Origin of the sequence: Mycobacterium timonense (genome assembly GCF_025821985.1) — a bacterium.
Lineage (GTDB): Bacteria > Actinomycetota > Actinomycetes > Mycobacteriales > Mycobacteriaceae > Mycobacterium > Mycobacterium avium.
Genome location: NZ_JACKSY010000038.1, coordinates 58,595 through 72,383 on the forward strand (window position 1 = coordinate 58,595; position 13,789 = coordinate 72,383).

Annotated in this window: 12 protein-coding genes and 1 pseudogene; 11 read left to right on the plus strand and 2 right to left on the minus strand. The window is 69.5% G+C overall.

All coding sequences use genetic code 11. The annotated features are described in order from the left end of the window. Window positions 1–14: 14 nt before the first annotated feature. Window positions 15–2,057 carry an NAD(+) synthase gene (locus H7I87_RS10465; protein WP_011724314.1) on the plus strand — a complete coding sequence of 681 codons (2,043 nt, stop codon included), beginning with the start codon at window positions 15–17 and terminating at the stop codon, window positions 2,055–2,057. A 48-nt stretch (window positions 2,058–2,105) separates the two neighbouring features. Here H7I87_RS10465 and H7I87_RS10470 read toward each other — a convergent pair whose 3' ends face one another. Beyond that, entirely contained in the window at window positions 2,106–2,513 is a 408-nt protein-coding gene (locus tag H7I87_RS10470; protein WP_019732659.1) for a hypothetical protein, read from the minus strand. An 85-nt stretch (window positions 2,514–2,598) separates the two neighbouring features. Between H7I87_RS10470 and H7I87_RS10475 the strand changes: the two are divergent. Next, window positions 2,599–2,814: pseudogene (locus tag H7I87_RS10475) on the plus strand (GntR family transcriptional regulator); the annotation flags it as partial. Here the strand turns inward: H7I87_RS10475 and H7I87_RS10480 are convergent. Further along, window positions 2,811–3,689: a ribokinase gene (locus tag H7I87_RS10480; protein ID WP_062888208.1), complete on the minus strand. Its 879-nt coding sequence runs from the start codon at window positions 3,687–3,689 to the stop codon at window positions 2,811–2,813. The pseudogene H7I87_RS10475 and the gene H7I87_RS10480 sit on opposite strands and share 4 nt — an antisense overlap. 157 nt (window positions 3,690–3,846) lie before the next feature. Between H7I87_RS10480 and H7I87_RS10485 the strand changes: the two genes are divergently transcribed. The 9 genes from H7I87_RS10485 to octT all read left to right on the plus strand — a co-directional run bounded on the left by H7I87_RS10485 (window position 3,847) and on the right by octT (window position 13,789). Then, a complete protein-coding gene (locus tag H7I87_RS10485; protein WP_033719578.1) occupies window positions 3,847–6,042 on the plus strand; it encodes an adenylate/guanylate cyclase domain-containing protein in 2,196 nt (731 codons plus the stop codon). Beyond that, complete coding sequence (locus tag H7I87_RS10490; protein WP_033719580.1) at window positions 6,042–7,445, plus strand: mechanosensitive ion channel domain-containing protein; 1,404 nt, start codon at window positions 6,042–6,044, stop codon at window positions 7,443–7,445. Before H7I87_RS10485 ends, H7I87_RS10490 begins: the two co-directional genes overlap by 1 nt. Before the next feature lie 64 nt (window positions 7,446–7,509). Beyond that, window positions 7,510–8,817: a glutamate-5-semialdehyde dehydrogenase gene (locus H7I87_RS10495; protein ID WP_167380277.1), complete on the plus strand. Its 1,308-nt coding sequence runs from the start codon at window positions 7,510–7,512 to the stop codon at window positions 8,815–8,817. A 33-nt stretch (window positions 8,818–8,850) separates the two neighbouring features. After that, a complete protein-coding gene (locus H7I87_RS10500; protein WP_003875882.1) occupies window positions 8,851–9,726 on the plus strand; it encodes an AAA family ATPase in 876 nt (291 codons plus the stop codon). Window positions 9,727–9,736: 10 nt separating this feature from the next. Continuing rightward, window positions 9,737–11,185: a vWA domain-containing protein gene (locus H7I87_RS10505; RefSeq protein WP_019732743.1), complete on the plus strand. Its 1,449-nt coding sequence runs from the start codon at window positions 9,737–9,739 to the stop codon at window positions 11,183–11,185. 133 nt (window positions 11,186–11,318) lie between these two features. Next, window positions 11,319–11,987: a nicotinate-nucleotide adenylyltransferase gene (gene nadD, locus H7I87_RS10510; protein WP_023861364.1), complete on the plus strand. Its 669-nt coding sequence runs from the start codon at window positions 11,319–11,321 to the stop codon at window positions 11,985–11,987. Further along, window positions 11,984–12,379, plus strand: coding sequence for a ribosome silencing factor (gene rsfS / locus H7I87_RS10515; protein WP_011724319.1), 396 nt, complete (start codon window positions 11,984–11,986; stop codon window positions 12,377–12,379). The genes nadD and rsfS overlap by 4 nt, the downstream gene beginning before the upstream one ends. Beyond that, entirely contained in the window at window positions 12,376–13,050 is a 675-nt protein-coding gene (gpgP, locus tag H7I87_RS10520) for a glucosyl-3-phosphoglycerate phosphatase (RefSeq protein WP_003875886.1), read from the plus strand. Before rsfS ends, gpgP begins: the two co-directional genes overlap by 4 nt. Next, window positions 13,040–13,789 carry a diglucosylglycerate octanoyltransferase gene (gene octT / locus H7I87_RS10525; protein ID WP_023861365.1) on the plus strand — a complete coding sequence of 250 codons (750 nt, stop codon included), beginning with the start codon at window positions 13,040–13,042 and terminating at the stop codon, window positions 13,787–13,789. The genes gpgP and octT overlap by 11 nt, the downstream gene beginning before the upstream one ends.

Consider the following 13,789-nt stretch of genomic DNA (forward strand, 5'->3'; position numbering starts at 1 on the left):
ACAATGGAAGGGCGATGGACTTTTACAACGCTTACAGCCAGGGCTTCGCCCGCGTCGCCGCGTGCACGCATCGCACCGTCATCGGTGACCCCGCCGCGAACGCCGAGTCGGTGCTGCGGCTGGCCCGCGCCTGCCACGACGACAGCGCGGCGCTGGCCGTCTTCCCGGAACTGACGCTGTCCGGGTATTCCATCGAAGACATCGTGCTGCAGGACCTGTTGCTCGACGACGTGGAGCAGGCCATCGCCGCGATCGTGGCGGCCTCGGCCGATCTGTTGCCGGTCTTGGTGGTCGGCGCCCCGGTGCGGCACCGGCACCGGATCTACAACGCCGCGCTGGTGATCCATCGCGGCGCGCTTCTCGGTGTGGTGCCGAAGTCCTACCTGCCCACCTATCGGGAGTTCTACGAGCGCCGTCAGATCGCGCCGGGCGACGACGAGCGCGGCACCGTCCGCGTCGCCGGCCTTGAGGCGCCGTTCGGCCCGGATCTGCTCTTCGCCGCCTCCGACCTGCCCGGTTTCGTGCTGCACGTGGAGATCTGCGAGGACATGTTCGTGCCGATTCCGCCCAGCGCGCAGGCCGCGCTGGCCGGCGCGACGGTGCTGGCCAACCTGTCCGGCAGCCCCATCACGATCGGACGCGCCGAGGACCGTTGCCTGCTGGCGCGTTCCGCGTCCTCGCGATGCTTGGCCGCCTACGTGTATTCCGCTGCCGGCGAAGGGGAATCCACCACCGATCTGGCCTGGGACGGCCAGACCATGGTGTGGGAAAACGGTGTGCTGCTGGCGATGTCGGAGCGGTTCCCGAAGGGGGAGCGGCGCAGCATCGCCGACATCGACACCGAATTGCTTCGCTCGGAACGACTTCGGATGGGCACCTTCGACGACAACCGGCGCCATCACCGGATCGCGTCGGAGTCGTTCCGGCGTATCGAGTTCCGGCTCGACCCGCCGGCCGGCGACATCGGCTTGCGGCGTGAGATCGAGCGCTTTCCCTTCGTGCCCGCGGATCGCGAACGGCTGCAACAGGATTGCTTCGAGGCCTACAACATTCAGGTCGCCGGGCTGGAACAGCGGCTGCGCGCCCTGGACTACCCCAAGCTCGTCATCGGGATTTCCGGCGGGCTGGACTCGACACACGCGTTGATCGTCGCCGCCCGGGCCATGGACCGCGAACAACGGCCGCGCAGCGACATTCTGGCGTTCACGTTGCCCGGCTTCGCCACTGGGGACCGCACCAAACGCAACGCGATCGAGCTGTGCCGCGCACTGGGGGTGACGTTCTCCGAGATCGACATCCGCGAGACCGCCCAGCTGATGCTCAAGGAGATGGACCATCCCTTCGCACGCGGCGAAAAGGTGTATGACGTCACCTTCGAAAACGTGCAGGCCGGCTTGCGCACCGATTATCTGTTCCGGCTGGCCAACCAGCGCGGCGGCATCGTGCTGGGCACCGGCGATCTCTCCGAACTGGGGCTGGGCTGGTCGACCTACGGTGTCGGCGACCAGATGTCGCACTACAACGTCAACGCCGGGGTGCCCAAGACGCTGATCCAACACCTGATCCGCTGGGTCATCTCGTCGGAGGAGTTCGCGCCGGAGGTCGGCGCGGTGCTGCAGTCGGTGCTCGACACCGAGATCACCCCGGAGCTGGTGCCCAGCGGTGAGGAGGAGGAACTGCAGAGCAGCGAGGCCAAGGTGGGTCCGTTTGCGCTGCAGGACTTTTCGCTGTTCCATGTGCTGCGCTACGGGTTCAGGCCGTCCAAGATCGCGTTCCTGGCCTGGCATGCGTGGAGCGATCCCGAGCAGGGCAACTGGCCGCCCGGCTTCCCCGAGGACAAGCGACCGTCCTACTCGCTCAAGGAAATCCGGCACTGGCTGCAGGTCTTCGTGCAGCGGTTCTATTCGTTCAGCCAGTTCAAGCGCTCGGCGCTGCCCAACGGCCCCAAGGTGTCGCACGGCGGTGCGCTCTCGCCGCGCGGCGACTGGCGCGCCCCGTCGGACATGTCGGCGCGCATCTGGCTCGACGAGATCGAACGCGAAGTCCCCGAGGACTAGCAGCGGCGGCGGTGGGCCCGCCCGGGTTCGCCGAGCGGGCCCCGAACCTCACGCCCTGGCGCGCCGCCAGCCCTGGTATTGCAGCTCGGCGAACACCAGCGTGTAGACGCCGGCCGCCAGGTTCAACACCACACCCGCCGACGTCAACGGGAACACGTTGGCGAGCACCAGCACCACGGCGGCCGCGGTGTAAAGCAGGTTGCCGATGATGACGGCCATGCCGGCGCGGCGCACCGAGGGCAGCGCGGCCAGCCCGAACACCAGCACGCCGTAACCGATCAAGAACGCGGACATGCCGTACTCGAAGGCCGTGGTGGTGCCGGACACCTCGGCGAGCCAGCCGACCAGCGGGATACCGGCCAGGCCGGCCAGCCCGCTGATGGCGGCGTCGGCGCGCATGGCCAGGCGGAGCAAACCGTCCCGGCCGGTGGTGCGGTCAATCGTGGTGGCGGACATGATTTTCCTTTCCGATGGCTGACAGGTCGCCACCGAGGCTGCTCGCCCACCACTGCCAGATCGACGCGTTACGCTGCCAAACACTGCCAACCGCAGGTCAGCGGGGTTGCTCGACGTGCCGATCGGTGCCGCCCTGCTGAGGGTCAACCGGCTCGTCTACGTCGGCGACCGTCCGCACCACCACGTCTCGGCGCTGTTGTCGCCGAGCCGAAGTCGGGTGCTGCTCAGCCAGTCCGCCGACGACATGGAGACCGGCGACGGCCTGCGGATCGCCCACGACGTCGGCGGCCCGCGCGGCTAAGACTTACCACGCAAGGCCCTTTCGATTTCCTCGGCCCGCGGCGCGCAATCCCCGGCCCCGGGCACCAGGGTGGCCAGCGCACCCGCGGCGCAGGCCCGTCGCAACGCCAGCCGCCGCTGATCCGGCGAACCGGGCTCGAGTGGCCAGTTCGCCGCCAGCACCCCGGCGAACACGTCGCCGGCCCCGGTGGTGTCCACCGCATCGACGTCGGGGGAGGGCACCGAGTACTCGCCGTCGGCGCCGACGTAGCGGGCACCGTGCGATCCCAGGGTGACCACCAAGTGCCTTGGCCGCCAAGGCCATTCGCTGGCCTCCTCCTCGTTGGTGATCACCACGTCGGCGGCGGCGGCCAGCTCGCTCAACGAGTCGGGGTCCCGGCCTGCCGGCGACGCGTTCACCACGACCACCGCTCCGCCGGACCGGGCGTGCCGCGCCGCCGCGACCGCGGTGGCGACCGGAATCTCGAGCTGGGTGAGCATCACGTCGCAGCCGGCGAGCACCGCGCGGGCACGCTCGTCGTTCAGCGTGAACCGCCCATTGGCGCCCGGGGCGACCACGATGGTGTTCTCGGCGTTGGCGTCGACGACCACGATCGCGGTGCCGCTGGGCCCGGGGATCTCGACGGCCCCGTCCAGCCCGACCCCGTTGGCCTGCAGGTGCGCCCGCAACTGCTCGGCGGCCGCGTCGTCGCCGACCGCGCCGACGAACTGCACCCGCGCGCCCGCGCGCGCCGCCGCCACCGCCTGGTTGCCCCCTTTGCCGCCGGGGGCCTGTCGCAACGACGACGCCAGCACCGTCTCGCCGGGCCGCGGCAGCGCGTCGACGGCCAGCGACAGATCGAGGTTCACACTGCCCACCACACAGACGTCTGTCATGGGCGCCGAGGTTAGTCGCCGCCCCGGCGGCCAAACCAGGCCAGGGGCGCGGGCCTTTTGCCGTGGATCCGCGTCACGGCAAACGGTCAATATCCGCGTGTCGGCACGCTAGTCTGCTGCGTTAGGCGCGCTTCTCCCGCGAGAAAAGGGCAGACGATTGACCACGAGCGAACTCACCGACGCCGAATCGGACATCGCGCCCGCCCCGGCGCCGCAACCCGCAAAGCGCACCCGGCGAACCCCGCTGCGTAGCCGGTTCCGGTTCGGCATCCAGTCCAAAATCCTGATCACCATGCTGCTGTCGAGCATCCTGGGGGTCGCGGTGATCGGCCTCATCGGCGCGGTGTCGGGGCGCAACGCGTTGCGGCAGGTCGAGTCCGAGCGGTTGATCGAGCTGCGCGAGGGGCAGAAGCGCGCGGTGCAGGCGCTGTTTCGGGAGGTGACGAACTCACTGATCGTCTGGAGCGGTGGTTTCACCATCAACGAGGCGACCGCGGCGCTCACCACCGGCTTCGCCCAACTGGCCAATGCGACCATCACGCCGGCCCAACAGCAGCAGCTGGTCAACTACTACGACAACCAGATGCTCAAACCGATCAAACACGCCACCGGCGACAGCATCGACATCAATGCGGTGCTGCCGAATTCCAATGCACAGAAATACATTCAGGCGTACTACACCGCCGCGCCCCGGCCCACCCCCGACTCGCTGCCGGTGCAGGACGCCGGGGACGGCAGCGCATGGTCGGCGGCCAACGCCCGCTTCGATTTCTACGTCCGAGACATCGCCACCCGCTTCGACTACCGCGACGCGCTGCTGCTCGACACGCAGGGCAACGTCGTCTACAGCGTCATGAAGGGCCCCGATCTCGGGACCAACATCCTCACCGGCCCGTACCGCGAATCGAAGCTGCGCGAGGCCTACCAGAAAGCCTTGGCCTCCAACGACGTCGACTTCGTGTGGATCACCGACTTCCAGCCCTACCAGCCGCAACTCGAGGCCCCGACCGCATGGGTGGTGTCCCCGGTCGGGATGAACGGGAGGATCGAGGGCGTGATGGCCCTGCCGGTGCCGGCCGCCAAGATCAACAAGATCATGACCGCCGGCGGTCACTGGGAAGCCGCCGGGATGGGCCCGGCCACCGAGACCTACCTGGCCGGCCCGGACGATCTGATGCGTTCCGACTCGCGGGTTTTCGTCGAGGATCCGCAACAATACCGGCGCGACGCCATCGACGCGGGCACCCCACCGGACGTCGTGGACCGCGCGATCCACCTGGGCGGCACCACGCTGGTGCAGCCCGTCGCGACCGCGGGCCTGCGCGCCGCCCAGCGCGGCGAGACAGGCGTGGTGACCGCCACCGACTACATGGGCAACCGGGAGTTGGAGGCCTACGCCCCGCTGAACATCCCCAACTCCGACCTGCACTGGTCGATCCTGGCCACGCGGGACAACTCCGACGCGTTCGCGCGGCTGGGCCGGTTCAGCAAGAACCTGGTGATCGCGGTCACCGCAATGATTTTCGTGATCTGCGTGGCGTCGATGTTCGTCGCCCAGGCGGCGGTGCGCCCGGTCCGGCGACTGGAGGAGGGCACCCGCAAGATCAGCTCCGGCGACTACGACATCAACATTCCCGTCCGGGCCCGCGACGAGATCGGTGATCTGACAGCGGCTTTCAACGAGATGAGCCGAAACCTCGCCATCAAGGAAGAGCTGCTCAACGAGCAGCGCCGGGAGAACGACCGCCTGCTGCTGGCGCTGATGCCCGAGTCGGTGCTGCAACGCTATCGGGAGGGCGAGGAGACCATCGCCCAGAAGCACCAGGACGTCGCCATCATCTACGCCGACATCGTGGGCCTGGACGAGCTGTTCACCGAGATGCCGGAGGCCCAGCTGGTCGGCACCGTCGACGAACTCTTCCGCCAGTTCGACTCGGCGGCGGAAACCCTTGGCGTGGAACGCATTCGCACCTTCCACAACGGCTATCTGGCCAGCTGCGGGGTGGTCACACCGCGACTGGACAGCATTCACCGCGCCGTCGACTTCGCGCTGGAGATTGGCCGCATCATCGACCGGTTCAACAGCCAGACCGGCCACCAGCTGGGCCTGCGGGTCGGCATCAACACCGGCAACGTCGTCAGCGGTCTGGTCGGCCGCTCCGGCCTGGTCTACGACATGTGGGGCGGTGCGGTCAGCCTGGCCTACCAAATGCACAGCGGCTCACCGCAACCCGGGATCTACGTCAGCTCGCAGGTGTACGAGGCGATGCGCGACGTTCGGCAGTTCGCCCCGACGGGCACCATCTCGGTCGGCGGGACCGACCAGGCCATCTACCGGTTGCTGGAGCGCTGATGAACGCCTTCGGCTCGTCGTGGTTCTACTGGGCGATCGGAATCGCGATCGGATTGCCGATCGGGATGATCGCGCTCACCGAGATCCACGACGCCCTGCTGCGCAGGCAAAGCCCGCTGGCCCGGCAGGTGGGCCTGCTGCGCAACTACCTGCTGCCGCTGGGCGCGCTGCTGCTGTTTTTGGTTCAGGCGTCCGGGATTCCGGCCGGCCACATCCCGGTGCGGATCCTCACCACGGCCTTCGGCCTGCTGGTGTTGGTGCTGCTGCTGTCCGGACTCAACGCGACCGTGTTCGAACGCGCACCCGAAAAGAGTTGGCGCAAAAGGCTTCCCACCATCTTCATCGACGTCGCACGGCTGGCCCTGATCTGCGTCGGGCTGGCGGTGATGTCGTCCTACATCTGGGGAGTGCGGATCGGCGGGCTGTTCACCGCGCTGGGCATCACCTCGGTCGTCATCGGCCTGATGCTGCAGAATTCCGTCGGGCAGATCGTCTCGGGCTTGTTCATGTTGTTCGAGCAGCCGTTCCGGATCGACGACTGGCTGGACACCGGGACCACCAGCGGGCGCGTCGTCGAGGTGAACTGGCGTTCGGTGCACATCGACACCGGCGCCGGGATCCGCATCATGCCGAACTCGATGCTGGCGACCACGTCGTTCATCAACCTCAGCCGGCCGCCCGGACCGCACAAGGTGGCGATCGACACCACGTTCTCCACCGCCGACGCGCCCGACCGGGTGTGCGCGACGCTGTCCCGGGTCGCCCGCGCGTTGCCGCAAGTCAAACCCGGCACCGTCGCCCGCACGGTGCCCGTCGGCGCCGCCGGGTACCGCACCGTCATCTGGCTGGACTCACCCGCCGACGCCGGCGCCGCGAAGGCCACCTTCCTGCGCTGGGCCTGGTACGCCGCCCGGCGCGAGGAGCTGCACCTCGACGGCGCCGACGACGATTTCTCCACGGTGCAACGCGTGGAGCACGCGTTGGACACGGTCGTCGCGGCGGCCTTGCGGCTCAGCACCGAGGAGCAGCGGTCGCTGCGGTCGGCGGCCAGGATCGTGCGGTACGGCGCCGACGAGATCGTGGAGGACGCCGGTCAGGTGCCGTCGGCGATGACGTTTCTGGTGTCGGGCCGGGTGCAGCTGACCGCGACGGCCGAGGACGGGACCGTCGTTCCGGTCAGCACCCTGGCCGAAGGCGAGTTCCTGGGGCTGACCGCGCTGACCCGGCAACCCAACCTGGCCAGCGCCTACGCGCTGGAGGAGGTCACCGCCCTGGAGATCGACCGGGAACACATCGAGCATCTGGTGACGCGGGCCCCGGCGCTGCTGCAGAACTTCGGCCGCATCCTCGAGGAGCGCCGCAGCAAGGTGCGCGGTGCCCGGCGCGGCGAGCGGGTCGGCTAGGGGCCGGCCGGGCCCGGCAGCGGGCCGCCTCACCCGGGCGTTTGCGGCCCGATACCCTGGTTCAATGGGTCTGCAAGCACCATTCCGCAGCGGTGGCGGCACCTCGCGCCCGCAGGGCCGGGCCGCACCCCGCGCGGTCGACCTGCGCCGGGAGGTGCACGACGCGGCGCGGCGCGCCCGGGTGGCTTCCCGGGTGCTGGCGCTGTTGCCCACCGTCGCCAAGGACCAGGCGCTGCGCTCGGCCGCGGACGCGATCGCCGGCCACGCCGAATTGATCCTGTCGGCCAACGCCGAGGACCTCGAGACGGCCCGGGCTGCCGGCACGCCCAGCGCCATGCTGGACCGATTGGCGTTGGACACCAAGCGGGTCGAGGGCATCGCCGCCGGGCTGCGCCAGGTGGCCGGGCTGCCCGACCCGGTCGGGGAGGTGCTGCGCGGCTACACGTTGCCGAACGGGCTGCAGCTGCGCCAGCAGCGGGTTCCGCTCGGCGTGGTCGGAATGATCTACGAGGGCCGGCCCAACGTCACCGTGGACGCGTTCGGTTTGGCGCTCAAGTCCGGCAACGCGGTGCTGTTGCGGGGTAGCTCCTCGGCGACGCGGTCCAACCAGGCGCTGGTCCAGGTGTTGCGGGCCTCGCTGGTCAGCGAGGACCTGCCCGCCGACGCGGTGCAGCTGCTGTCGGCCGACGACCGCGCCACGGTGACGCACCTGATCCAGGCCCGCGGCCTGGTGGACGTGGTGATTCCGCGCGGTGGGGCGAACCTGATCAACGCGGTGGTGCGCGACGCCCAGGTGCCCACCATCGAGACCGGGGTGGGCAACTGCCACGTGTACGTCCACGAAGGCGCCGACCTGGAGGTGGCGGAGCGCGTGCTGCTGAATTCCAAGACGCGCCGGCCCAGCGTCTGCAATGCGGCCGAGACGCTGCTGGTGGACGCCGCCATCGCCGAGGAGGCGTTGCCCCGGCTGGTGACCGCGCTGCAGGACGCCGGGGTGACCGTGCACGGCGGCTTCGCCCGCGACGCCACCGAGGACGACCTGCGGCGCGAGTACCTGTCGATGGACATCGCGGTGGCGGTGGTCGACGGCGTCGACGCCGCGATCGCCCACATCAACGAGTACGGCACCGGGCACACCGAGGCCATCGTCACGACGAATATGGCTGCGGCGCAACGGTTTACCGACGGTATCGATGCCGCCGCGGTGATGGTGAACGCGTCCACCGCGTTCACCGACGGCGAGCAGTTCGGGTTCGGCGCCGAGATCGGCATCTCCACCCAGAAATTGCACGCCCGCGGTCCCATGGGGCTGCCCGAATTGACGTCGACCAAATGGATTGCGTGGGGAGACGGACAGACCCGTCCGGCCTGATCCGCATCCGAAAGTGCTTGAGGAGAACCGATTGTGAGTGTGCCCGCCCGGCCCAGGCCGCTGTTCGCCGACATCGACGACGTCTCGCGGCGGTTGGCCGAGACCGGCTACCTGCCCGATACCGCCACCGCGACGGCGGTGTTCCTGGCCGACAGGCTCGGCAAGCCGCTGTTGGTCGAGGGCCCGGCCGGGGTGGGCAAGACCGAGTTGGCCCGCGCGGTGGCCCAGGCCACCGGCTCGGGTCTGGTGCGCCTGCAGTGCTACGAGGGCGTGGACGAGGCGCGTGCGCTCTACGAGTGGAACCACGCCAAGCAGATACTTCGTATTCAGGCCGGCTCCGGGGACTGGGACCAAACCAAGACCGACGTGTTCAGCGAGGAATTCCTGCTGCAGCGCCCGTTGCTGACCGCCATCCGCCGCACCGAGCCCACCGTGCTGCTCATCGACGAGACCGACAAGGCCGACATCGAGATCGAGGGCCTGCTGCTCGAGGTGCTCTCCGATTTCGCCGTCACCGTCCCGGAATTGGGCACGCTGACCGCGGAGCGGCCCCCGTTCGTGGTGCTGACCTCGAATGCCACCCGCGAACTCTCGGAGGCGCTCAAGCGGCGCTGCCTGTTCCTGCACATCGACTTTCCCAGTCCCGACCTGGAACGCCGCATCCTGCTGTCCCGGGTCCCCGAGCTGCCCGCGCATCTGGCCGACGAGCTCGTCCGGATCATCGGGGTGCTGCGCGGCATGCAGCTCAAGAAGGTGCCGTCCATCGCCGAGACCATCGACTGGGGACGCACGCTGCTGGCGCTGGGATTGGACACCATCGACGACGCCGTCGTCGCCGCCACGCTGGGCGTGGTCCTCAAGCATCAATCCGACCAGCAGCGCGCAACCGGCGAGCTGCGGCTGAATTAGGAACACCGCCATGGCCACCCGCCGCATCCGACCATCCCGGCCGCTCGCCCCGCACGGGCTGCCCGGCCACCTGGTCGGGTTCGTGGAAGCCCTTCGCGGAGCGGGGATTTCGGTCGGCCCGTCGGAGACGGTGGACGCCGGCCGGGTGATGGCCACGCTCGGCCTGGGCAACCGCGAGGTGCTGCGCGAGGGCCTGGCGTGCGCGGTGCTGCGCCGGCCGGATCACCGCGAAACCTATGACGCCATGTTCGACCTGTGGTTCCCGGCGGCGCTGGGCGCCCGCGCGGTGGTCACCGACGAGGACGCCGGGCCGGGCTCCGGCGAGGACGCGTTGCCGCCCGACGACGTCGAGGCGATGCGCCAGATGCTGCTCGACCTGCTGACCGAGAACCCGGATCTGGCCGACATGGACGAGCGCCTGGTCGCGATGATCGCCCGGATCGTGGAGGCCTACGGCAAATACAGCTCCAGCCGCGGCCCGTCGTTCTCGTCGTACCAGGCGCTCAAGGCGATGGCGCTGGACGAACTCGAGGGCAAGCTGTTGGCCGGGCTGCTCGCCCCGTACGGCGACGAACCCACCCCCACCCAGGAGGAGATCGCCAAAGCCCTTGCCGCGCAGCGGATCACCCAGCTGCGCAAGCTGGTCGACGCGGAAACCAAGCGGCGCACCGCCGAGCAGCTGGGCCGCGATCACGTCCAGATGTACGGCATCCCACAGCTTTCCGAGAACGTCGAGTTCCTGCGCGCCTCCGGTGAGCAGCTGCGCCAGATGCAACGGGTCGTCGCCCCGCTGGCCCGCACCCTGGCCACCCGGCTGGCGGCCCGCCGCCGGCGCAGCCGGGCCGGAACGATCGACCTGCGCAAGACGCTGCGCAAGTCGATGTCCACCGGCGGGGTGCCGATCGACGTGGTGCTGGCCAAGCCCCGCCCGGCCCGCCCGGAGCTGGTGGTGCTGTGCGATGTGTCCGGCTCGGTCGCCGGGTTCAGCCACTTCACCCTGCTGCTGGTGCACGCCCTGCGCCAACAGTTCTCCCGGGTGCGGGTGTTCGCGTTCATCGACACCACCGACGAGGTCACCCACATGTTCGGCCCGGAGGCCGACCTGGCCGTGGCCATCCAGCGCATCACCCGGGAGGCCGGCGTCTACAGCCGCGACGGCCATTCCGACTACGGCAACGCCTTCGCGTCGTTCGAGCAGAAGTTCCCCAACGTGCTATCCCCGCGCACCTCGCTGCTCGTACTCGGCGATGGCCGCACCAACTACCGCAACCCGGAGGTCGAGCTGCTGAGCCACATGGTGACCGCCAGCCGGCACGCGCACTGGCTCAATCCCGAGCCCAAGCATCTGTGGGGCAGCGGCGACTCGGCCGTGCCGCGCTACCAAGAGGTCATCCCGATGCACGAATGCCGGTCCGCCAAGCAGCTCGCCGCGGTGATCGACCAGCTGCTGCCGGTGTGAGGCGCCGTTCCCGCCCGGCGTCACGCTGGCGTGACGCTCGGCGGCGACGGTCACGCTGGCGTGACGCTCGGCAGCCCAGGGCGGCGGGCTGGAAAATCGGGCCAGGTCACCGGCTCAAGTAAGCTGGCACATCGTGCAAAAGCAGCTTCGCAGGTTGGGAGTGATGGGTGGGACGTTCGACCCCATCCATTACGGCCACCTGGTTGCCGCCAGCGAGGTCGCCGACCTGTTCGGCCTCGACCAAGTGGTGTTCGTGCCCAGCGGGCAGCCCTGGCAGAAGGATCGGCACGTCTCGGCGGCCGAGGACCGCTATCTGATGACGGTCATCGCGACCGCGTCCAATCCCCGGTTCTCGGTGAGCCGGGTCGACATCGACCGCGCCGGCCCCACCTACACCCGGGACACCCTGCGCGACCTGCACGCGCTCAACCCGGACTCCGAGCTGTTCTTCATCACCGGCGCCGACGCGCTGGCCTCGATCCTGTCCTGGCAGGGCTGGGAGACGCTGTTCGAGCTCGCCCACTTCGTCGGGGTCAGCCGCCCCGGCTACGAGCTGCGCCGCGAGCACATCACCGGTGTGCTGGGTGAGCTGCCCGACGACGCGCTGACCCTGGTCGAGATCCCCGCGCTGGCCATCTCGTCCACCGATTGCCGTCAGCGCGCCGCGCAGCGCCGCCCGCTGTGGTACCTGATGCCCGACGGCGTGGTGCAGTACGTGTCCAAGCGCCGGCTCTACCGCTCCGAGCCGGGGCCCGCGGTGGCCGTCGCCGAAACCAGGCTGAGCACAGGGGATCACCCATGAGCGCCACGCAGGAAGCCATCGACATGGCCACGGTGGCCGCCGGCGCCGCCGCCGCCAAGCTCGCCGACGACGTCGTCGTCATCGACGTCTCCGCCCAGCTGGCCATCACCGACTGCTTCGTGATCGCCTCGGCGTCCAACGAGCGACAGGTCAACGCGATCGTCGACGAGGTCGAGGAGAAGATGCGCAAGGCCGGCTACAAGCCCGCCCGCCGCGAGGGCGCTCGGGAGGGACGCTGGACGCTGCTGGACTATCGCGACATCGTCGTCCACATCCAGCACCAGGACGACCGCGACTTCTACGCCCTGGACCGGCTGTGGAGTGACTGTCCGGTGGTGCCGGTGAACCTGGACGAGGATCGACACGACCCCGGCGACGCGGGCACGCCATGAAGATTCGTCGGCTGATCATGTTGCGGCACGGGCAAACCGAGTTCAACGCCGGCAGCCGCATGCAGGGCCAATTGGATTCCGAGCTCAGTGAACTCGGGCGGGCGCAGGCGGTCGCGGCCGCCGAGGTGCTCGGCAAGGCGCAGCCCCTGCTGATCGTGTCGTCGGACCTGCACCGCGCCTACGACACGGCGGTCCGGCTGGGGGAGCGGACCGGCCTGCCCATCCGGGTGGATCGGCGGCTGCGGGAGACCCACCTCGGCGACTGGCAGGGCCTGACCCACACCCAGGTGGACACCCAAGCCCCCGGCGCCCGCCTGGCCTGGCGCGAAGACGCCACCTGGGCGCCGCACGGCGGGGAAAGCCGGGTCGACGTCGCGGCCCGCAGCGTGCCGGTGGTGGCCGAACTGGTGGCCGGCGAACCGGAATGGGGCGATCCCGACGGCCCGGATCGGCCGGTGGTGCTGGTGGCCCACGGCGGTCTGATCGCCGCCCTGTCGGCGGCGCTGCTGAAGCTTCCGGTGCCCAACTGGCCGATGCTGGGCGGCATGGGCAACGCCAGCTGGGTGCAGCTGTCCGGCCATTCCGACGATGCCGCCGACGAATTCGACGACATCCGTTGGCGTTTGGACGTGTGGAACGCCTCGGCGCAGGTTGCCAATGATGTCCTCTGAACAGCGGCCGCGGCCCACCCTGCTGATCTTCGCCGACTCGCTGGCCTACTACGGGCCCACCGGGGGGCTGCCCGCCGACGACCCCCGGATCTGGCCGAACATCGTTGCCGCCCAACTCGATTGGGATGTGGAACTGATCGGCCGCATCGGCTGGACGTGCCGCGACGTGTGGTGGGCGGCGACCCAGGACCCGCGGGCGTGGGCGGCGCTGCCCCGGGCGGGTGCGGTCATCTTCGCCACCGGCGGCATGGACTCGCTGCCGTCGGTGCTGCCCACCGCGCTGCGCGAGCTGATCCGCTACGTGCGTCCGCCGCGGCTGCGGCGCTGGGTCCGCGACGGCTACGGGTGGCTGCAGCCCAGGCTCTCCCCGGTGGCCCGCTCCGCCCTGCCCCCGCACCTGAGCGTCGACTACCTCGAACAGACCCGCGGCGCAATCGATTTTAACCGTCCCGGCATCCCGATCGTGGCGTCGCTGCCCTCGGTGCACGTCGCCGACACCTACGGCAGGGCCCACCACGGCCGCGCCGCCACCGCGGCGGCGATCACCGAATGGGCGCAAAGCCACGACATCCCGCTGGTGGATCTGAAAGCTGCTGTGGCAGAACACATCATGAGCGGGCGGGGAAACCCCGACGGCATTCACTGGAACTTCGAGGCCCACCAGGCGGTGGCGGAGTTGATGCTCAAGGCGCTGGCCGAGGCCCTGCCGAACACCGTGCCGCCCACCGAGAAACGGTAG